Raw genomic sequence first — 21,688 nt, 5'->3', positions numbered from 1 at the left:
ACGTGAGCGGGTACAGAATCATCATCGACCGATGCGCGTTTTCCGGCGCTACTGCCCGGCGAGTCCCAGCGACCACAGGATGAAGGCATCCTGGCGTGCATTGTCCCGCCAGGCCTTGAATCGGCCCGATGCCCCGCCATGCCCGGCTGCCATGTCGGTGCGCAGCAGTACCGGCCCCCGGGCGCTACCCAATTCGGTCACGCGCGCGTAGAGCTTGGCCGGTTCCCAGTAAGGCACCCGTGAATCGTGCCAGCTCCCCTGCAGCAGCATGCTGGGGTAGGGCTGGGCGGTCAGGTTGTCGAGCGGTGAATAATCACGAATGCGCCGGCGTACGGCGGGCTCGTCCGGATTGCCCCACTCGGTGTACTCCGCCGTGGTGAGGGGGAGGTCGGGATTCTCCATCGTCCGCAGCACGTCGACGAAGGGGACGTCGAGCACGGCGGCGCAGAAGGCTTCTGGCTCCATGTTGAGGCTGGCTCCCACCAGCAGGCCGCCGGCGCTGGCGCCATAGGCCGCTACCCGGTTCGGGTCCGACAGGCCTCCGGCGACCAGCGCATGACGCGCCGCCAGGAAGTCCCTGAAGCTGTTTTCCTTGTGCTCGAGCTTGCCCGCCAGATACCAGGGCTCCCCGCGATCGCCACCGCCGCGCACATGGGCGACCGCGAACGCGACGCCCCGGGAGAGCAGTTCCAGGCGTGCGATCGAGAACCAGGGATCGAGGACCTCGCCGTAGGCGCCATAGCCGTAGAGCAGCGTCGGCATCGGCGCCTTGCCCAGGTCATCGGCTCTGGCGACCACCGAGACAGGGATGCGCTCTCCGTCGTGGCCCTCTGCCCATAGCCTTTGGCAGATCAGGTCCTGGGGCTGAAGATCACCATACAGCGGCTGCGTCTTGAGAACGCGCTGCTCGCCGCTGTCCAGGTCATGTTCGATCCATCGCACCGGCAGGGTGAACGACTCCTCGCGCAGGTGAAGCTTGCGGGTATGGAAGTCGGGTGTGTCACCGAGTGCCAGGCTGCAGGGGGCCTCGGGCAGCGGCAGCCGCGAGCCCGGCAGCGCCCCCGGCCGCGGGGTGCTGTCCTCCGATGACCCGGTATCCGGGAGTTCGATCACGCGCAGGTAGACCTGGGCTTCGTGATGGTCACGCTCGGTGATCACCAGGCCCCAAGCGAAGGCGTCGATGCCCTCCAGGGTGACGTCGTCGCGATGCGGTACCAGGGGGGTCCAGCTCGACGGTCGAGACGTCGGGGCGGTGTCCAGGCGGAAGTGAGAGGCATCGCGATTGTGGAGCACGTAGAAGGTGTCGGCACGGTGATCCAGACCGTATTCGACCCCCGCCTCCCGCGGGCGCACGCACCGGGGCGGGGTGCCGGGTGCATCGGCCGGTATCAGGTGGCATTCGGCAGTGTCCTTGGAGGCCGTCTCCAGGATCAGCCACTGGCGAGAGCGCGTCTTGCCCAGGCCCACCCAGAATTCGACATCGGTTTCCTCGAAGATCTTCTCGCAGTGGTCGTCGCCGGGTCGCAGCAGCCATACGCTGGCGGGGCGCTGCGTGGCGTCGTAGCGGGTGAACAACAGCGTGCGGTTGTCCTCCGCCCATACGAGGTCCGGGCCGATGCGACGACGCAGGCGGGTTGGCTCACCATCCGGTAGCCGTTTCAGGTAGAGGTCGAAGTATTCGTTGCCGCTGACATCCTCGGTCCAGGCAAGCCACTGCTCGTCCGACGAGATCGCCATGTCGCCCAGCTCGAGGAAGTCGTGGGCCTTCGAGCGCGACTCGATGTCCAGCAGCAGTTCCGGTTCGGCCTCTTCGGCGATCGGCTGTCGCCACCACCGTGGATAGTCCGCGTCGCCGGCCGTTTCACTCCAGTAGCGGAAACGCTCCAGCGCCATGGGCAGGCCGACCACCCTGAGTTCCCGCCGCGCCAGATGGCCCTCGTAGAGAGCGTCCTCCAGCGCTGCGAGGGGAGAGAAGAACGCATCGCTCTCGCGATTGGCGGCGCGCAGGAACGCCTTGACCTGAGGGTCGTCGCGTGACTCCAGCCAGTGCCAGTCGGGGTCATCATCACGCCGGAAGTGAACTGCGGGAAGCACTTGGGTCGTCTGCGAGCGGGACATGGGACTATGCGGAATCCTTGCGAGCTGAGGCTGTCGATGAAATGGGCGTCATCTGGCCAGGCCGGGCGCTGGAAGCGGTGTGCCGGGGCCGGGTTCGCGAATCCGCGGAGGCGTGCCCGGAGTGCGGCGACTGGGCGTCGAATCACGCATCCGATGGCGCCGGTGCGGCTGTGCTTTGACTGGTTGGAGTGTACCATGTGGCAAATCGTATGAATCGAGAGTCATGACCATGCTGTTTTCCGATTCGCTGCCGCAGCTCTGGCTGAGTTATGGGGTTCTTTCTCTGATCGTTCTGGTGACCGGCTATCTGGCGGTGCGCTGGATACCGCTGCTACCGCGTCTGATCCTGGTCGGCGTCGTCGCTGGCGGGTTATGGGCGGTGGCGCCGTTCTCGCTGCCGCTGCTGCAGCCGGGGGAGGCCTACTCTGGCCTGGCCCCGGCCATCGTGGTGATGGCGGTCGGGGTCATCCAGCACGATGGCGGTCAGGTCGCCGGCGCGATGCCGCTGCTGCTGGTCGGCGCCGCGCTGGGTGCCGCCCTGGGGCTGGGAGCCTGGCGCCTGCTGCGTCGCCGCCATGACGATACCGGCAGTGGGTCTGGCCACGGCCGGAAAAAGGGGCGGCCGACGGGTGCCGCGGCAAGGGCTCCCGGCAAGCGTGGCGACGCCCACGGCAAGGCGGATGGCCGCCGCGAGCCGGTGGTCAACTGACTCCCCGGTCCGAAGGGCTGTCCAACGATACTACTGGACGAGGATGTCGTGACCTCGTTCTCGGCGTGTGTTTCGACAAGGAAGCGAGAGATGCGTGCGTTGTTGTTGATGGTGATGCTGGCAACGGGGCTCGCCCCGACCTGGGCGCTGGCGCAGTCCGCACCGGACGTGCGGATCGTCGTCGATGTTTCAGGCAGCATGAAGCAGAACGATCCTCAGAACCTGCGGGCCAACGCCCTGGGCTTCGCCGCGGCACTGCTGCCGCCCAGCGCTCGGGGGTCGATCTGGACCTTCGGGACCACGGTCGCCAATCCTCTCCCGAGTGGTACGGTGGCGGACGCCTGGCGGGGTCGCGTGGCCAGCCTCTCGCCGCAGTTGACCGACTATCAACAGTTCACGGATATCGAGCGGGCGCTTCGCCAGGCGGCCGATGCAGCGCCTGACAGCGCCGACCGACATCTGATCCTGCTGACCGATGGCATGGTCGACTTGCCCGCCTCAGGCAGCGACAAGGCGCAGCGAGACAGTGCCTCGCGCCAACGCATCATCAACGAATTGGCGCCGGAGCTTGCCGGGCGTGGCGTCGTCGTCCATGCCATCGCGCTGTCGAACAATGTCGATCTGCCGCTGCTCGAGCAGGTCGCACAGACCACTGGCGGGCTGGCGGCGGTCGCCGATACGCCGGAAGAACTGCTGCGTGCCTTTCTGGATGTCCTCGACCGTATCCTGCCGGGGGACCAGATCCCCATCGACGGGCAGCAGCGGTTCAGCGTCGACGACGATATCGACGAATTCAACGCGCTGCTGTTCCACGCCCCGGGCGTCGATTCTCCGGTGCTGGTGGGTCCGGATGGCCAGCGCTACTCCCGCGGCGACCATCCCGGTGCCGTGGAGTGGCAGAGCAGTGATCGCTACGACCTCGTCACCGTGCCCGATCCGGCCGCCGGTGAATGGCGGATCGAGGGCGATATCGGTGACGATAGCCGTATCGGCATTCATGCCGACACCGTGCTGCGCAGTTCGCCGCTTCCGGCAACGCTCTATCGCGGCTTTTCCACGCCGCTGGATGTCTGGCTGGCGTCGGACGGGGAGGTGCTGGGAGCGGACAGGCGTCCCGACGGGCTCACCGTTCGGGCTGAACTCAAGGACCTGGACGGGGCCGTCCTTGCCGCCACGCCGCTGGAACCGTCGGATAACCACTTTCGCGGCGAACTGCCGGGAGTGGATCAACTCGGCAATGCCCGGCTGACGATCACCGCGCGCAGCGATCGCATGATTCGCCAGCAGGTCCAGACGGTCAACGTGGTGGCTGCACTGAGTGCGGTGCTGAGCGAGGACGGCTCGCAGATCGTCGTGCGTGCCAATCATCCCGACCTGGACGTCAGCAATACCCAGCTCAGTGCAAGCCTTACCGGCAGGTCGCTCGACGTGCGCCAGACCGGGGAGCGGGAGTGGACGATTGCGGTGCCGCAGACCGATCCAGGTCAGTCGCTGCCGGTCACCATCGCCGCCGACGCCCGTGTCGGTGGACGCACGTTGCACTTCGAGCTGCCGGTCGTGCGGCTCAACCCCGAGGCTTCCGTCGGCTTGAGCGGCGCGGATCTCGAACGAGGCATCACCAGCGACTCCCGCCAGCAGGACAATAGCCTGGGTTCTGACGATGGCGATGACTTCACCGATGGGTTGACCGCTTCGCAGATGGCCGATATCGCCGTCGACAAGGCGCAGCAGGGGTGGCGGCTCGCCAGGCCATACGTGGAGACCTACGGGCAGCGACCGGTGACCTGGATCATCATTGCCATCGTCGTGTTGGCGTGGATACTGCTGCGCTGGCGGAGCGCCGTCAGACGGCGGCGACTGGCCCGGCGCGAGGAGCCGTCGATCTAGCCGTCGACGGTGATCTCGCCACGGCCTGTGACGGTCGGGTCGAGCGTCTTACAACCTTGGTGGCAGCGCCTCACCGCCCGGATCCTGTTATAAGAGCGATAACCGTCACGAATCAAGGAGATCCTATGAGCGACAGCGTCAGCCCGTGCATCGAAACGGGAGCGCCGCTGGAGGGCATGGAAGCGTTCGAGTCGATCAACGACATCATCGCCGAGGCGTGCGATCGATTCGCCGACAAGCCTGCCTTCAGTTGCCTGGGTCACACCTTGAGTTATCGGGATGTGGATCGGCTTTCCGGCGATTTCGCTGCCTGGCTCCAGCAGGAGACCGACCTGGAGCCGGGCGATCGCATCGCCATACAGCTGCCCAATGTGCTGCAGTTCCCGGTTGCCGTGTTCGGTGCGCTGCGTGCCGGGCTGGTCGTGGTCAATACCAATCCGCTCTATACCGAGCGCGAGATGCGTCACCAGTTTCGCGATGCCGGTGTCAAGGCGGTCGTGGTGCTGGCGAATATGGCTCACAAGCTGGAAAAAGTACTCGAGCAGACCGACATTCGCCATGTCTACGTAACCGAAATGGCGGATCTGCATCCCTGGCCCAAGCGGATGCTGATCAACCGGGTGGTGCGGCACGTCAAGAAACTGGTGCCATCCTACTCGCTGCCGGACGCGGTCGGTTTTCGACAGGCGCTTGCCGCCGGTCATCGGCATCAGGCCAAGGTGGTCGCCAGCCGCGCAGACGATGTGGCGGCCCTTCAGTACACCGGTGGTACCACCGGCGTCGCCAAGGGCGCCATGCTGACCCACCGCAATCTGATCGCCAACATGCTGCAGACCAAGCAGGTGGTCGGCAGGGCGCTGGTGGAGGGTGAAGAGACGATCATCGCGCCGCTGCCCTGCTATCACATCTATACCTTCACGGTGAACTGCCTGTTCGCGATGGTCACCGGCCAGCACAATATCCTGATCCCCAACCCCCGCGATATCGCCGGCTTCGTCAAGACGCTGTCGAAAACGCCGTTCACGGTCTTCGTGGGGCTCAATACCCTGTTCAACGCGTTGTGCCAGCGCGACGATTTCAAGGCGCTCGATTTCTCGCGCCTCAAGATGACCATCTCCGGCGGCATGGCGCTGACCCAGGTCGTCGCCGAGCGCTGGGAGCAGACCACCGGGCTCGGCATCGTCGAGGGCTATGGTCTGACCGAGACCTCGCCCATCGCGCTGGTCAATCCCCCCGAAGCGCCCCAGATCGGCACCATCGGCAAGCCGGTTCCCGGAACCTCGATCCAGGTCGTCGACGACGACGGTCGCGCCCTGCCGCGCGGCGAGCGTGGCGAACTCTGCGTCAAGGGACCGCAAGTCATGAAAGGGTACTGGAACCGTCCCGAAGATACCGCCAAGACGCTGGATGACGAGGGCTGGCTGCGCACCGGCGACATGGCGATGATTCTCGACGACGGCTACGTCAAGATCGTCGATCGCAAGAAGGACATGATTCTGGTCTCCGGGTTCAACGTCTACCCCAACGAAATAGAGGAAGTGGTGGCGGGGCATCCCGATGTCGTCGAGGCCGCCGCCGTGGGGGTGCCCGACGAGGAGACAGGGGAGGCCGTCAAGCTGTTCGTGGTCGCGCGCAACGAGAGTCTCGATCCGCAGGCGCTGCGGCAGTGGTGCAAGCAGGAGCTGACCGGCTACAAGGTGCCCAAGTTCGTCGAGCTACGAGACGAACTGCCCAAGAGCAACGTCGGCAAGGTGCTGCGACGAGAGCTGCGTGACGAGGCCTCCGGGGATGGGGCCGACGAGGCCGGCAAGGCGGGCGACAAGCCCTCGGCATGAGATCGGTTCCCCCAGGACGTGAGTTGGTCCGCTGACGGCGCTACAATGACGGGTTCGTCACCACTCTGGGTGGCGGCCCGTTCTCGCCGACGTAGAGGATCTCTTGAGCGCTATCGCTTCCCCCTCGCTGCAAGCCCTGAATGACCTGGAAACTCGCCTGGACGGCTGCCTGCTGCGCGATGCCTACGAGCTGCGTCGGCGGCTCCAGCGCCTGGCGCAACGTGCCCGCGACGGCAAGCCGATCGACCGGTCGCTGAAGGAGGTCGAAACGCGACTGGCGTCATCCAGTGAGCTGCTGGCGCGTCGCCAGCGTCAGCCGGTGACGCTGGACTACCCCGCGGCGTTGCCGGTCGCCGCCAAGCGCGAGACCATTCTCGAGGCCCTGCGTGAGCATCAGGTGGTGGTGGTCGCCGGCGAGACCGGCTCCGGCAAGACCACCCAGCTACCCAAGCTCTGCCTGGAGCTGGGGCTGGGGCGGCGTGGCATGATCGGTCACACCCAGCCGCGCCGCCTGGCGGCACGTTCGGTGGCGGCTCGCCTGGCCGAGGAGCTGCAGGTGCCGCTGGGCGAGCAGGTCGGCTATCAGGTGCGCTTCACCGACCAGAGCAGCGACGACACCCTGGTCAAGCTGATGACCGATGGCATCCTGCTGGCCGAGACGCAGCACGACCCGGACCTGATGCGTTATGAAGCGATCATCATCGATGAAGCGCACGAGCGCAGTCTCAACATCGACTTCCTGCTCGGCTATCTCAAGCGCCTGACGGCCCGACGCCCCGACCTCAAGGTGATCATCACCTCGGCGACCATCGACGTCGAGCGGCTCTCCCGGCACTTTGCCGTCGAGCGCAACGGCGAGCTGCGGCCCGCCCCCGTGGTCGAGGTCTCCGGGCGCGCCTATCCGGTCGAGGTGCATTATCGGCCGCTGGTCCGGGAGTCGCGGGACGAGGAGGATCTGACCCTGCAGGAGGGCATTCTGGCGGCGGTCGACGAGGTCGAGCGAATCGAGCGCGAAAAGCGCTGGTACAGCGGCCCGCGGGATATCCTGATCTTTCTGCCGGGCGAACGCGACATTCGCGAGACGGCAGACGTGCTGCGCCGCGCCGAACTCAAGAGTACCGAGATCCTGCCGCTCTACGCGCGGCTCTCCAATGCCGAGCAGAACCGGGTGTTCCAGTCCCACGCCGGCCGGCGCATCGTGCTCTCCACCAACGTGGCCGAGACCTCGTTGACCGTGCCCGGCATACGCTACGTGATCGATCCCGGCCTGGTCCGCATGAGCCGCTACAGCGCGCGCGCCAAGGTCCAGCGTCTGCCGATCGAGCCGGTGAGCCAGGCCAGCGCCGATCAGCGCAAGGGGCGTTGCGGGCGCGTGGCCGAAGGTGTCTGCATCCGGCTCTACAGCGAAGAGGATTTCCTCTCTCGCCCCGAATTCACCGAACCCGAGATCCAGCGCACCAACCTGGCCTCGGTCATTCTGTCGATGCTGTCGCTCAAGCTGGGCGACGTGTTCGATTTCCCGTTCGTCGATGCCCCGGATGCCCGCTTCGTCAAGGATGGCTACCGGCTGCTGTTCGAGTTGGGAGCCGTCGATGACGGCGAGCGCATCACCGCCATCGGGCGGCAGCTGTCCCGGTTGCCGATCGATCCGCGCCTGGCGCGAATGGTACTGGCGGGCGAGCGTTTCCAGTGTCTGCGCGAGGTGCTGATCGTGGTCAGTGCGCTGGCGACGCAGGATCCCCGCGAGCGGCCGGCGGAGAAGCGTCAGGCCGCCGATCAGCGTCACAAGCAGTGGGAGGACCCCAACTCCGACTTCGTCGCCTGGCTCAATCTGTGGCATGGCTTCGATGCCATGCGCGAGACGCTGTCGAGCAATCAACTGCGGCGCTGGTGTCGCGATCAGTATCTGAACTACCTGCGCCTGCGCGAATGGCACGACACCTATCGCCAACTGCGCCAGCTGACCCGCGAGATGAAGTTGGAGCCGTCGAGTGCCGTGCAGTCCGACACCGAGGAGCCGGGTGCGGTGGCGGGAGCGGAACAATCTCCGGCGGAGAAACCTCGGATCGATACCCAGCGTCTGCATCAGGCGCTGTTGTCCGGTCTGCTCTCCAACCTGGGGCAGCTGCAGCCGGAAAGCCGGGAGTTCCTCGGTGCCCGCAACCGGCGTTTCCTGATCCATCCGGCGTCGGGCCTGTCGCGCAAGCCGCCCAAATGGGTGATGGCCGGCGAGATGGTGGAGACCAGTCGTCTGTTCGCGCGTGACGTGGCGAGGATCAAGCCGGAGTGGATCGAGCCGCAGGCCGCGCACCTGATCAAGCACAGCTACAGCGAACCCCACTGGGAGCGCAAGCGGGCCCAGGTGGTGGCGCTGGAGCAGGTAACGCTATTCGGCCTGCCGATCGTTACCGGCCGCCGCGTGGATTACGCCAAGGTGGCGCCGGCGGAAGCCCGGGAGATCTTCCTGCGCCGGGCGCTGGTGGAAGGCGACTACCAGACCCGGGCGGCGTTCTTCGAACACAACCGCGCGATGATGGCGGAAGTGGAGGATCTCGAGGATCGGGCGCGCAAGCGTGACATCCTCGTCGACGAGGAGACGCTGTTCGCCTTCTACGACGAGCGGGTCCCGGCGGACGTCGCCGGCGGACGCAGCTTCGAGAACTGGCGCAAGCAGGCCGAACGTGACACGCCGGATCTGCTCAAGCTCGATAAAGCGGCACTGATGGCGCGCAACGCCGACGACGTCAGCGTCGAGCAGTACCCCGACGAGCTGGTGTTCAACGGCGTGCGCTACCCGCTGAGCTATCACTTCTCGCCGGGGGCGGGCGACGATGGCGTCACCTTGACCGTGCCGGCGGTGATGTTGGCGCAACTTCCGCAGGGACGGCTGAGCTGGCTGGTGCCCGGGCTGCTGCGCGAGAAGTGCATCGCGCTGCTCAAGGCGCTGCCCAAGGCGATGCGTCGACAGGTAGTGCCGATTCCCGACTGGGTCGACGCTGCCTTGGCATCGATGACGCCGGACGAGCGTCCGGTCGAGGAGGCGCTGGGCGAGTTTCTGCGGATCAAGACCGGAACCCGACTGGACCCGTCGGCGTGGCGTCACGACCAGCTCGATCCGCACCTGGTGATGAACTTGCGAGTGGTGGATCACAACGGCGAGGTGCTGGGTGAAGGACGTGATCTGCGCCAACTGCAGACGCGGTTTGGCGAGGCCGCCGCGGCGGGTGCCAAGGCGCTGGCCCAGACGCCGAAAGAGGACGCCGAGCGTCTCGACGACCTGCCCGGAACGCCGCTGCCCGATTCGTGCACGACCCGCCAGGCCGGGATTCAGGTCGAGGTCTATCCGGCGGTAGTGGTGGAGGGCGACGAACTGCGGGTTGCCTGGTTCGACCACGCCGCGCGTGCCGAAGCCGCCCACCGCGACGGTATCGTCAACCTGGCCCGGCGCCGGTTGCCCGACATCGTGCGCTACATCCAGCGCGAACTGCCGGCGCTCAAGCAGTCCGCGCTGCTGTTTGCCAAGGTCGGCAGTCACGAGCAGCTTGCCCGCGATGTGATCGATGCCTGCCTGGCCCAGACCGTGGCGGTCGATCCATTGCCGCGATCGCGGGAGGCGCTCGATGCTCGTCTCGAGCAGTGGCGCGGCGACCTGGTCGGCTACGCCGAGGCGCTGTTGGTCGACCTGCACAAGGCGCTGCAAGGCCATCTGGCAGTGACCAAGGCACTCAAGGGCAACGTCACGCTGGCGCTGGCCCTGACCTACAGTGATCTCAAGGCGCAGATGCAACGCCTCGTCTACCCCGGCTTCGTGCGTGACGCCGGCCCCTGGCTGAAACATTATCCGCGCTACCTGCAGGCGGCCGAGATCCGGCTCGAGAAGGCACCCCGCGACCTGCGGCGGGATCAGCTTTCGATGCAGCAGGTGCAGGCCTGGGAGGAGAGAGTCGATACACGGCGCCAGCAGACCCATCGCGATGGCATCGTCGATGCCGACCTCGTCGAATTCGGCTGGTGGTTGCAGGAGTGGCGAGTCTCGCTGTTCGCCCAGCAGTTGGGCACGCTCGAGAGCGTGTCGGAGAAGCGTCTGGCACGACGCTGGCAGGAGATAACCGGGCAAACCGTGTGATCGGCGGGCTCGAGACACTGCATCCGCCGTCGGCGGGTGTGCGTAATGATGGAGAGCGGCGGATGCCGCGGGAGGTAATAGCCGATGACGCAAGCCGTGATTACCGCGACGGGCCTGTTCACGCCGCCGGATTCGATCAATAACGCCGAACTGGTCGCCAGCTTCAATACCTGGGTCGATGCAGAGAATCTGCGTCACGCGGCGGCGATCGAGCAGGGAGAACGCGAGCCGCTGGCGCACTCCAGCGAAGCCTTCATCCTCAAGGCCTCGGGTATCGAGAGCCGTTACGTGATGGAAGCCGGGGGGATTCTGGATCCGGAGCGCATGCGACCGCGCATCCCACAGCGCGCCAACGATGCGCTGTCGGTCCAGGCGGAGATGGGCGTGGCCGCGGCTCGCCAGGCGCTGGACGAGGCCGGTGTGCGTGCCGATCAGCTCGACCTGATCATCGTCGCCTGCTCCAACCTGCAGCGACCTTATCCGGCGGTCGCGGTGGAGCTACAGGCGGCGTTGGGCGCGGGCGGCTACGCCTTCGACATGAACGTGGCCTGCTCCAGCGCGACTTTCGCCATCGACATGGCCACCAACGCGATCCGTGCCGGCAGCCTGGAGCGGGTGCTGGTGGTCAACCCCGAGATCTGCTCGGCGCATCTCAACTTCCGTGACCGGGACAGCCACTTCATCTTCGGTGACGCCTGTACCGCCATCGTGCTGGAAGCCGACCATCTCGCCCAGGATCGGGAGCACTTCACGGTATTGGGAACGCGGCTGAAGACGCAGTTCTCCAATGCCATTCGCAATAACTTCGGGTTTCTCAATCGTCTTGCCGACGACGGGCGGGATGATCTGGACAAGCTTTTCGTCCAGGAAGGGCGCAAAGTGTTCAAGGAGGTCTGCCCGATGGTCGCTTCGTTGATCCTCGATCATCTGGAGAGCCAGTCGTTGACCGGGGACTCGGTCAGGAAGCTCTGGCTCCACCAGGCCAACCGTCACATGAACGACCTGATCGCGCAGCGTGTGCTGGGCCGCGAGCCCTCGCTGTCGGAAGCGCCGGTGATACTCGACCGCTATGCCAATACCAGTTCGGCGGGATCGATCATTGCGTTTCATCTGCATCGCGACGACCTGCAGGACGGCGACGTGGGGGTGGTGTGTTCCTTCGGTGCGGGCTACAGTGCGGGCAGTGTGATACTGCGTAAAGGGAATGCGTGTTGATGAAATCGATCCATTGGGTGGGCGGCGCCTGTGTCGCCGCGGCGTTGAGCGGTTGTGCCTCGACGGGGGAAGAGTCGAATCCCCAGGATCCGTGGGAGGGTTTCAACCGTGGTGTCTATCAGTTCAACGACACGCTCGATCGCTATGCGCTCAAGCCGATTGCGCAGGGCTATGACACCATCACGCCGGATCCGGTCCAGGATGGTGTCGGCAACTTCTTCTCCAACCTGGGGGAAATCCGCACGGTTTTCAACAGTGTTCTCCAGTGGGAGTGGGGCAATGCCGGCGTCGCATCCGGACGTTTTCTGGTCAATACCGTGCTGGGCGTGGGCGGCGTGCTCGATCCCGCCACGCGCATGGGCCTGGACGAAAACGAGGAAGATTTCGGCCAGACCCTGGGCGTGTGGGGCGTGGGAAGCGGCCCCTATCTGGTGTTGCCGATTCTGGGGCCGAGCACGGTTCGAGACACCAGCGGCCTGCCGGTCGATATGTACACCTATCCGGTCACCTATGTCGAAGACGACAAGTGGCGTTACGGCCTGACCTTCCTGCGCTACGTGGATCTGCGCGCCAGCCTGCTGGACCAGGAGACGTTGATCCAGGGGGATCGCTACAGCTTCATCCGAGACGCTTACCTGCAGCGTCGCCAGTTCGAGGTCACCAACGGCGCGGCCGGCGAGGATCCGTTCGCCAGCGGCGGGTTCGGTGACGATTTCGAATATAGTGAAGACGACTTCGCCGAGTAGACCTGTGTCCAATACGCTGTCGGACGAGCTGCCCGTGATCGGTCTGATCGATCTGCCGGGGCCGGACCGTGAACGCTTGATCGAAGAACTTTCCCGTCTCGACATCGTGGTGCGGGCGGCCGTCTCGGTTTCGGCATTGCCGGCCCATTGCGATCTCGTGGTAGCGCATGTCCGAGCGGTCACGCACGATGGGTGGGAGCGACTGGCCGTCGGACGTCCGACCATCGTCATCAGCGAGAGCCGGCGCGACGACGACCTGCACAAGGCGCTCGATGCCGGGCTGATCGACTACCTGGTCGAACCGCTCAAGCATGTCGACATTCTGCGGCGTTTGATCGAGCGGGCTCTGGAACTGAAACGGCTGTCGCGCGATCACAGCGAGAGCCGGGCCGAGCTCGAGGCGTTGAACGATCGCCTCGAGCGGCATCTCGAGATGCTCCGGGACGACCAGCGGGCGGGCGGGCACGTGCAGCGCAAGCTGCTGCCACCGCCGGGCGTCGTGCACCACGGCGTGCGTTGCGACTACTGGTTCGCGCCTTCGCTCTATCTGTCGGGTGATTTTCTCGATTTTCAGCGCTGTGACGAACGCTACAGTTTCTTCTATTTTGCCGATGTCGCCGGCCACGGCGCCTCTTCCGCCTTCGTCACGGTGTTGCTGAAGTACCTCTGCAATCGCTGGCTGGCCCAGTGGCGAACGCTGCTACCGGAAGCGTTTCCGTCCCGGTGGCTGGGCGAACTCAACCGGGAGTTGCTGGAGACCGGTATCGGCAAGCACGCCACGATCTTTGCCGGCGTGCTGGACCATGAGCGCCGTTTTCTGCACTATGCGCTCGGCGCCCAGTTGCCGATGCCGATTCTCCAGGCAGAGGGACAAAGCGGATACCTGGGGGGAGAGGGGCCCCCGGTCGGGTTGTTTCCCGACGTCGAGTACCCCATCTATGGTTGCCCGTTACCTGAGTCGTTCCGACTCTGGTTCTGCTCCGACGGCATTCTGGAATGTCTGCCGGAGGGGTCATTGAACGCGCGGCTCAAGGAACTCGAGCACCGCACGACACACTGCACCAGCGTCGACGATCTGAGGGAAGGGTTGGCGTTGGGGGATCCCCTGCCGGATGATCTCAGCATGATGACACTGAGTGGTTTCGACCATGATTGAAGGGCGGATAAGAGCGGCCTTCGAGTCGGGCGTATTTGTGCTCAAGCTCTGCGGCGACGTGCGCTTGACGCTATGTGCGACGCTGGACGCCGAGGCGCAACGTCTGGCGGAACTGCCCGGTTTGCGGGCGGTGATGGTCGACCTGCGCGAGGCGACCAACGTCGACTCCACCGCGCTGGGGTTCCTGGCCAAGGTGGCGATGGCCGTGCAGGGGCGTTTGGATGACCCGCCCACGATCATCGCCGAGCACCCGGACGTTCGGCGGATGCTGGACGTCATGGGCTTCGCACGCTATTTCACGCTGCTCGAAGCGCCACTGACCGAGCCGGCGGAGTTGGATGAGCTGCCTCATATCGAGGCCGATGAGCGCGACATCCAGCAGCGGATCCTGGAAGCCCACCGTATCCTCATGCGCATGAGCGAGCACAATCGGCACGAATTCCAACCCTTCGTCGAACTGCTCGAATCGCAGCGCATCGACGCTTCCCCGCACGGTTGAGCCACCCTCGGTCGAGACCCGGCCGTAACGAATGACGAGCGTCGCGACGCGGGTGTCGGCCGTCCGTCGCCCGCGTCGGCGATCCGTGCCATTGACGGGGGGGGCTTCGTGTCGAGGCCGAATCGCCCAGGCCAGGGATGCCCGCCGGGCCGCGAGGTTCTCTTGCGATTCCCTGGGCTATCCCCGTTCGGCGGGGCGAGAGCATTACCAAGGGGCCGGCAGTCGGCGGACATCGAGATCCCTATCCGTGAGACGATCTTGAAGGAGAGCCTGTGACGATCTTGAGTGCCCGGCGGCTGGCGCTGCTGGTGGCTGCCAATACGGCGCTGGCACCGCTGGCGATCGATGCCTACTTGCCGGCGATGCCGGCGCTGGCGTCGTCGATCGGTGCCAGCGTGCACCATACCGAGCTATCGCTGAGCGTCTTTCTGCTCGGATTCGCACTCGGACAGCTGGTCTGCGGTCCGCTGTCGGACCGTTTCGGCCGCAAGCCGATACTGATGATCGGGTTGAGCGTGTTCCTGGTCGCCAGTCTGGCGCTGACCCAGGTCGGCTCGCTGGCGACGCTGTGGGGGTGGCGATTCGTGCAGGCGCTGGGCGGTGGCGCGTGCGTGGTGAACTCCGCCGCCATCGTGCGCGATCGCTTCAGCGGTCGGGAAGCGGCCAAGGTGATGTCGACCATGGTCATGATCCTGATGATGGCGCCACTGGTGGCGCCAGCCATCGGCAGCGCGCTGCTGCACCTGGCGGATTGGTGGTTGATCTTCCTGTTTCTCGCCATCTACGCCGCATTCGTGCTGTGGCTGCTTGGGCGCTATCTCCCCGAGACGCACGGCCGGGATCCGCGAGCACCCTCGGTGCGGCAGATTCTGGGGAACTACGCCAGCGTGCTGCGCCACCGGGAGGCGATGGGCTACATCGGGGCGGTATCGATGTCGTTTGCGGGTATGTTCGCGTTCATCACTGGCTCGCCCTATCTCTATATGGAGCATTACGGTCTCTCGACCACGCTTTATCCCTTCGTCTTCGGCGCCAATATCCTGATCATGGCCTCCTCCAGCCGGCTCAATATCCGGCTGCTGAAGACCCGCACGCCGCAGCAAAACCTGCTGCTGGGCCTTGGGGTCCAGTTGACGGCAGGCGTGCTGCTGGTGGTGATGGTGGCAACGGGGCTGGATTCCATTTTCACGATTGCCCCGCTGATGGTGGTCTTCGTGGGGATGCAGGGGCTGATCAGCCCCAATGCCATGTCCTCGATGCTGGACCACTTCCCCCGCATGAGTGCCACGGCGACGGCGCTGCAGGGCTGTCTGCAGTTCACCTGCGGTGCCGTGTCCGGGGCGCTGGTCGGAGCCTTCGAGCTGGCCAGCGCCTGGCCGACGGTGCTGACGATGCTGGGCGCCACGCTGCTGGGCAACGTCGCGGTGCGAGTGCTGGCTGGACGTGCGCTCAAGCATCGAGCCGCGGCCCCGGACCCGACTCCCTGAGCCGTTACCCGAAGCGGCGCCATCGTTACGCGTTTTGACGCTTGTCATTGAGTTGTCATCCAACCTTGTCATGGTGAGTGCCGCGAAGGTTGTCATCCATGCGCTTAAGGCAGCACCTCGAGAACCATCGACGATTCTGGGGATCCAGCAGATCGTCGGTGGTTTTTTCATTCGGATAATAACGGCTGTCGGAATGATCTTTTTCATCCATGACATGGCTGTCATAAAACTGTCACGGCACTGACGTACGGTGTGCGCTGAGAGTGCTGGCAACCTTCGCAACGTCGTTATCGCTCACGCATCCAAGGTGGAAACAGGATATCGCTATGCTTAAACACGTCTTCGCAACGCTCATTTCCGGATCAATGGTTCTGGGCGCCGCTGGTGTCCAGGCTCAAGACGCCATTACCGGCGCAGGCGCAACCTTCCCGTACCCGGTCTATTCGCAGTGGGCGGACGCCTATCAGGACGAATCCGGCATCGGCCTCAACTATCAGGCCATCGGCTCCGGCGGCGGCATCCAGCAGATTGTCGCCAAGACGGTCACCTTCGGTGCCAGCGACGCCCCGATGACCAAGGAAGAGCTGGACAAGAATGGCCTGATGCAGTGGCCGATGGTCATGGGTGGCGTGGTTGCCGCGTTCCATGTCGAGGGGATCGAGGGCGGTTCGCTCAACCTCGATGGTCCGACACTGGCCGACATCTACCAGGGCAAGATCACCAACTGGGACGATGACGCCATCGCCAAGCTGAACCCGGACATGGACCTGCCCGACACCCAGATCACGCCGGTCTACCGTGCAGAGGGCTCCGGAACCAACTTCCTGTTCACTCACTACCTGTCGCAGGTCAGTCAGGACTTCGCCGACAACGTAGGTGAGGGCAAGTCGGTCGCGTGGCCGGCAGGCGTCGGTGCCAAGGCCAATGCCGGGGTTGCCAGCCAGATCGCCAACACCAATGGTGCGATCGGCTACGTCGAGTATGCCTACGCCGCGCAGAACGACCTGAGCCTGGTGCACCTGAAGAACAAGGCAGACAAGGTCGTCGCACCCAGCATGGATTCGTTCATGGCCGCGGCCGCCAACGCCGACTGGAAGGATGCGCCAGGCATGTATCTGGTGCTGACCAACCAGCCGGGTGACGAAAGCTGGCCGATCACTGGCGCCTCTTTCATCCTGATGCACAAGCAGGTTCAGGACGCGGATGCCGCCAAGCAGGCGCTCAAGTTCTTCGACTGGGCCTACGATAACGGTAACGACATGGCGCAGGATCTGGACTACGTGCCGATGCCGGATAACGTTGCCGACATGGTTCGTGACAGCTGGAGCGAGATCAAGGGCCCGAATGGCGAAGCCGTCTGGACCCAGTGATCCTTGACTGACGTACCGCGACGGCTGGCGGGACAACCGCCTCCGTCGCGGCGCTGTATCAGACGCCGCCCCTGGGCGGTAAGTGGCAAGTGACGAGGAACGAAGATGGCCACCACCAACGCGATTCCCACCAGCGGTCTGGGGCGTCTCAGCGACGCCACTCGCAGGCGGCTGCAACGAAAGGCGCGCATCGATGTGTGGTTCGAGCGCACGTTGTTTGCCTTCGCTTTCGCCGTGTTGCTGCTACTCGGGGCGATCATCGCGTCACTGATGTTCTCCAGCTGGCCCGCGATCCAGCGCTTCGGACTGGACTTCTTCACGGAAAACCGCTGGGCGGCCAATGTCGAAGTCTTCGGTGCACTGCCGGCGATCTACGGCACGCTGCTGACGTCATTCATCGCTATCGTCATCGCCGTGCCGGTCTCGTTCGGCATCGCGATCTTCCTGACCGAGCAGTGTCCAGGGTTCCTGCGCCAGCCGCTGAGCACCCTGATCGAACTGCTGGCGGGAATTCCTTCGATCATCTATGGCATGTGGGGCATGGAGGTGCTGGCGCCACTGCTGCGCACCTGGTTCCCCTCGGTCTTTCCCGCCGGCACCGGTCTGGCGACGGCGGGCATCATTCTGGCGGTGATGATCATTCCCTTCATCACGGCCGTATCACGAGATGTCATCAATACGGTTCCGGCGGTCATGCGCGAATCCGCCTATGGGTTGGGCTGCACGACCTGGGAGGTGACACGACGGGTCATCCTGCCTTCGGTGAAGGGGGGACTGGTCGGCGGCGTCGTGCTGGGACTGGGGCGTGCGCTGGGGGAAACCATGGCGGTGACGTTCGTCATCGGCAACAACCTGTTCCTCAACACCACCCTGACAGGGCAGGGAACCTCGATCGCGGCACTGATCGCCAATCAGTTCTCCGAGTCCGACGGAACCCAGCGCTCGGCGCTGCTGGCGCTGGGTCTGATCCTGTTCCTGATCACCTTTGCGGTGCTGGCCTTCGCCCGGTACCTGTTGCGCAACAGCACCGGTCGCCACGCCTGAGCGGGAGGAGAGAGTCCATGGATATCAATCAAACGCCGCTCTACCGGCGTCGCAAACGCCTCAACCAGCTGGTGATGGTGCTCTGCCAACTGGCGACGGTGATCGGCTTCATCTTTCTCTTCGCAATTCTCTTCACGCTGGTCACCAAGGGGATCGGGGCGATCTCTCCGTCGACGTTCGTCGAGCGCACCCGCATGAACGGCGGGGGCCTGGGCAACGCGATCTGGGGGACCTTCCTCATGACCTGCGCGGCAACGGTGATCGGCACCGTCATCGGCGTGGCCGCCGGTACCTGGCTGGCGGAGTATAGCGGCAAGGGCTTGATGGCCAAGGTAATCCGTTTCATCAACGATATCCTGCTGTCGGCACCTTCGATCATCATCGGCCTGTTCATCTATGCCGTAGTGGTGGTCCCGATGGGCAACTTCTCCGGCTGGGCTGGCGTGCTGGCGTTGACGGTCATCATCGTGCCGGTGGTCATTCGTTCGACAGAGGACATGCTACGGTTGATACCCAACTCGCTGCGGGAAGCCGCGGCCGCGCTGGGGGCCCATCGCTGGTGGATCATCGTCCGAGTCTGTTACAGCGGCGCTCGCGCGGGGATCATGACCGGGATTCTCCTGGGGTTCGCGCGGATCAGCGGCGAGACGGCACCGCTACTGTTCACGTCGCTGAATTCCAATCAGTGGAACTTCTTCGACCTGGGTAGTGAAATGGCCAACCTGCCGATGACCATCTATCAGAACATGACGATCAACGCCTTCATTCCCGATCTGGTCGCGTTGGCCTGGGGCGGGGCCTTGATCCTGACCGCTGCCATTCTGATTCTGAACATTGCGGCGCGCTACTTCTCGCGCCAGCGATCCTGATTTCTAGCTGCGAGACTGCCATGACAGCCGATATTCATCTCGACCAGAAGCGCAACGCCGGCGCCGCTGAAGCGGCTGCCGCCCCGCAGATCGCCACCAAGCTGCGCGTCAACGATCTGAATCTCTTCTATGGGAAGTTCCAGGCGATCAAGAATGTCACCATGGAAATTCCCGAACGCCAGGTGACGGCGTTCATCGGCCCGTCGGGGTGTGGCAAATCCACGTTGATCCGTTGCTTCAATCGGATCCACGATCTCTACGAAGGGATTCGTACCGAGGGGCAGATTCTGCTCGACGAGCACGATATCTATGAGGCTGGGGTCGATCTCAACCTGCTGAGATCTCGTGTCGGCATGGTGTTTCAGAAACCGACGCCGTTCCCGATGTCGGTCTTCGATAACGTCGCCTTCGGTATTCGTCTCTACGAGAAGCTCTCCGCTCGGGATCTCGAGGAGCGAGTGGAGTGGGCGTTGCGCAAGGCGGCACTGTGGAACGAGGTCAAGGACAAGCTCAAGCAGAGCGGTCAGGCGCTCTCGGGCGGCCAGCAGCAACGCTTGTGCATCGCGCGCACCATCGCGGTGAAGCCCGAGGTGATTCTGCTCGACGAGCCGACCTCGGCATTGGATCCGATCTCGACCGGGTATATCGAGGATCTGATCAACGAGCTCAAGAAGGACTACACGATCGTCATCGTCACCCACAATATGCAGCAGGCGGCGCGAATATCCGATATCACCGCGTTCATGTACCTGGGGAGCCTGATCGAGTGTGACGACACCACCAAGATATTCACCCAGCCGCGAGAGTCCCGGACCGAGGATTACATCACCGGTCGCTATGGTTGACCTCCGACCGTCGTAATCTTGCCTGGGACAGGCAGCTGGCGCCCCCGAGTCGACGACTCGGGGGCGCTTGTCGTCAGGCTCGCGGTAAGCCGCTATCTTTCACTCACTTTGCGCCGCAGCAACGTACCCGCCGCGGGATCGTGCTAATGTCGTGGCCCACAGGACGTGACCACCAGGATCTTGCATATGTCGCCCGGACAGGAACCCGCTTTTCGTAACGTTCCCTTCAATCTGATGCTGACGCTGGCATCGCTGACGATCATCATCGCCGGGATACGCGCCGCGGAAAGTCTTATCATCCCGATCCTGCTGTCGTTGTTCGTGGCGGTGATCTGCACCTCGCCGGTCCATTGGCTCTATCGGCGTGGCGTCAACTCCTACGCGGCGGTCCTAATCACGCTGTTGATACTGGGAGGGCTACTGGCTCTGTTCGGCACCTTGCTGGGCAACAGCTTCACGATGTTCATGGATAGCTGGCCCGAGATGCAGAAGCAGCTGGAGGGCCATTATCTGAACCTGCTGGAGTGGCTGGCGAATCAGGGGCTTTCGGTCTCCCCGCAGCAGTTGTCCAACATGGTCGACGACTCCGGAGACCAAAGCTGGCTATCCGGGTTCATCAGTGGTCTCGGTCTGGTGCTGTCCCAGAGTCTGGTCATCCTGCTGATGGTCAATTTCATGCTCTTCGAGACGCTGGATTTCCGTCAGAAGGTGGCCAGGGCGCTGACCAATCCGGGGCCGAGCCTGGAGCGCTTCACCGAGTTCAGCTACAACCTCAAGCGGTATATGGCCGTGAAGACGGCGATCAGCCTGATCACCGGCCTGCTGGTCACTATCTCGGCCTGGCTCGTCGGCGTCGAGTTCGCCCTGCTCTGGGGCGCGCTGGCCTTCATTCTCAACTACATCCCCAACATCGGTTCGGTATTGGCTGCGATACCCCCGGTGTTGCTGACACTGGCGATGCCGGATGGGGGGGTGGTGAAGGCGATGACGTTGGCGGGTGCCTACCTGACCATCAACTTCGTGCTGGGCAATATCATCGAGCCACGGGTCATGGGGCGGACGATGGGGCTCTCGACATTGGTCGCATTCCTGTCGCTGGTGGTCTGGGGCTGGATCCTGGGGCCGGTGGGAATGCTGCTGTCGGTGCCCCTGACAATGACCCTCAAGATTGCCCTCGACAGCCATCCCGAGACGCGCTGGATCGCGAAGATGCTCAGCCCCTCGGAGCGCCGTCGCCGCCATCAGCGCAAGGTTCAGGAAGCGTTGGACGATCTGGAGGAAGAGGTCGAATAGCGCTCAGGGTTCTCCGAATCGGGGCTGCCGGTTGTCTTCAGGCACAAAAAAGCCGCGCTTTTGGAAGCGCGGCCTTGTCGACAGGTGGCGAGGCTCAGCCGTTCTGTTCGAGAAACTGCGTCAGCTGGGACTTGGACTGAGCGCCGACCAGTGACGCCACTTTGGCGCCGGACTTGAACAGCATGACGGTGGGAACGCCACGAACGCCATGTTCGGAGGCGATCTCCGGGGCGTCATCGACGTTGACGCTGACGACCTTGATGTCATCCGCTTTCTCGTCGGCGACTTCGTCGACCACGGGCGCCATCATCTTGCAGGGGCCGCACCAGGGTGCCCAGAACTTGAGCAGCACCGGCTTGTCCGCGTTCAACACCTCTTGCTCGAAATTGGCGGTGGTGACATCGACATTGTTGGACATGACGTTAACTCCTGGAGACATTGCGCTCTTCTCGAGCTTATGGGGGCGATGTTAGCCCTTGCGCAGGGTGC

General features: G+C 64.1%; 16 protein-coding genes. 14 read left to right on the top strand and 2 right to left on the bottom strand.

What is annotated here, in order from left to right:
- Nucleotides 1-48: 48 nt before the first annotated feature.
- Nucleotides 49-2,118, bottom strand: a complete 2,070-nt coding sequence (locus tag AAGT95_RS18370; RefSeq protein WP_342594732.1) for a S9 family peptidase — start codon at nucleotides 2,116-2,118, stop codon at nucleotides 49-51.
- A gap of 223 nt (nucleotides 2,119-2,341) precedes the next feature.
- Between AAGT95_RS18370 and AAGT95_RS18365 the strand changes: the two genes are divergently transcribed.
- The 14 genes from AAGT95_RS18365 (at nucleotide 2,342) to AAGT95_RS18300 (ending at nucleotide 21,199) form a co-directional block, all read left to right on the top strand.
- Nucleotides 2,342-2,827 (top strand): hypothetical protein, encoded by a 486-nt coding sequence (locus AAGT95_RS18365; protein ID WP_342594731.1) that lies wholly within the window; start codon nucleotides 2,342-2,344, stop codon nucleotides 2,825-2,827.
- A gap of 90 nt (nucleotides 2,828-2,917) precedes the next feature.
- A complete protein-coding gene (locus AAGT95_RS18360) occupies nucleotides 2,918-4,714 on the top strand; it encodes a VWA domain-containing protein (RefSeq protein ID WP_110602411.1) in 1,797 nt (598 codons plus the stop codon).
- A 125-nt stretch (nucleotides 4,715-4,839) separates the two neighbouring features.
- Nucleotides 4,840-6,549: an AMP-binding protein gene (locus tag AAGT95_RS18355; RefSeq protein WP_110602416.1), complete on the top strand. Its 1,710-nt coding sequence runs from the start codon at nucleotides 4,840-4,842 to the stop codon at nucleotides 6,547-6,549.
- 112 nt (nucleotides 6,550-6,661) lie between these two features.
- Nucleotides 6,662-10,675, top strand: coding sequence for an ATP-dependent RNA helicase HrpA (gene hrpA, locus AAGT95_RS18350; protein ID WP_342596546.1), 4,014 nt, complete (start codon nucleotides 6,662-6,664; stop codon nucleotides 10,673-10,675).
- Nucleotides 10,676-10,759: 84 nt separating this feature from the next.
- Nucleotides 10,760-11,890 (top strand): beta-ketoacyl-ACP synthase III, encoded by a 1,131-nt coding sequence (locus tag AAGT95_RS18345; protein WP_342594730.1) that lies wholly within the window; start codon nucleotides 10,760-10,762, stop codon nucleotides 11,888-11,890.
- Nucleotides 11,890-12,636: an MlaA family lipoprotein gene (locus AAGT95_RS18340; protein ID WP_110602420.1), complete on the top strand. Its 747-nt coding sequence runs from the start codon at nucleotides 11,890-11,892 to the stop codon at nucleotides 12,634-12,636. Before AAGT95_RS18345 ends, AAGT95_RS18340 begins: the two co-directional genes overlap by 1 nt.
- Nucleotides 12,637-12,652: 16 nt before the next feature.
- Nucleotides 12,653-13,792: a response regulator gene (locus AAGT95_RS18335; protein WP_110602447.1), complete on the top strand. Its 1,140-nt coding sequence runs from the start codon at nucleotides 12,653-12,655 to the stop codon at nucleotides 13,790-13,792.
- Nucleotides 13,785-14,291 carry an STAS domain-containing protein gene (locus AAGT95_RS18330; protein WP_110602422.1) on the top strand — a complete coding sequence of 169 codons (507 nt, stop codon included), beginning with the start codon at nucleotides 13,785-13,787 and terminating at the stop codon, nucleotides 14,289-14,291. Before AAGT95_RS18335 ends, AAGT95_RS18330 begins: the two co-directional genes overlap by 8 nt.
- A gap of 272 nt (nucleotides 14,292-14,563) precedes the next feature.
- Nucleotides 14,564-15,778, top strand: a complete 1,215-nt coding sequence (locus AAGT95_RS18325) for a Bcr/CflA family multidrug efflux MFS transporter (protein ID WP_342594729.1) — start codon at nucleotides 14,564-14,566, stop codon at nucleotides 15,776-15,778.
- A gap of 326 nt (nucleotides 15,779-16,104) precedes the next feature.
- A complete protein-coding gene (gene pstS / locus AAGT95_RS18320) occupies nucleotides 16,105-17,148 on the top strand; it encodes a phosphate ABC transporter substrate-binding protein PstS (RefSeq protein WP_342594728.1) in 1,044 nt (347 codons plus the stop codon).
- Nucleotides 17,149-17,253: 105 nt separating this feature from the next.
- Entirely contained in the window at nucleotides 17,254-18,192 is a 939-nt protein-coding gene (gene pstC, locus AAGT95_RS18315; RefSeq protein WP_342594727.1) for a phosphate ABC transporter permease subunit PstC, read from the top strand.
- A gap of 17 nt (nucleotides 18,193-18,209) precedes the next feature.
- The gene (gene pstA / locus AAGT95_RS18310) at nucleotides 18,210-19,061 is read left to right on the top strand and encodes a phosphate ABC transporter permease PstA (RefSeq protein WP_110717972.1); all 852 of its coding nucleotides are present in this window, start codon (nucleotides 18,210-18,212) and stop codon (nucleotides 19,059-19,061) included.
- Between the two features lie 20 nt (nucleotides 19,062-19,081).
- Complete coding sequence (gene pstB, locus AAGT95_RS18305; protein WP_110602429.1) at nucleotides 19,082-19,906, top strand: phosphate ABC transporter ATP-binding protein PstB; 825 nt, start codon at nucleotides 19,082-19,084, stop codon at nucleotides 19,904-19,906.
- Nucleotides 19,907-20,092: 186 nt separating this feature from the next.
- The gene (locus AAGT95_RS18300; protein WP_110602431.1) at nucleotides 20,093-21,199 is read left to right on the top strand and encodes an AI-2E family transporter; all 1,107 of its coding nucleotides are present in this window, start codon (nucleotides 20,093-20,095) and stop codon (nucleotides 21,197-21,199) included.
- A 94-nt stretch (nucleotides 21,200-21,293) separates the two neighbouring features.
- On the opposite strand, the gene trxA is transcribed toward AAGT95_RS18300, so the two are convergent.
- Nucleotides 21,294-21,617 (bottom strand): thioredoxin, encoded by a 324-nt coding sequence (trxA, locus tag AAGT95_RS18295; RefSeq protein WP_110602432.1) that lies wholly within the window; start codon nucleotides 21,615-21,617, stop codon nucleotides 21,294-21,296.
- Nucleotides 21,618-21,688 lie beyond the last annotated feature (71 nt).

This window comes from Salinicola lusitanus (assembly GCF_038648475.1).
GTDB classification, from domain to species: Bacteria; Pseudomonadota; Gammaproteobacteria; order Pseudomonadales; family Halomonadaceae; genus Salinicola; species Salinicola lusitanus.
Note: the sequence above shows the minus strand (reverse complement) of the source record. Positions and strands in the feature narration are given on the sequence as shown.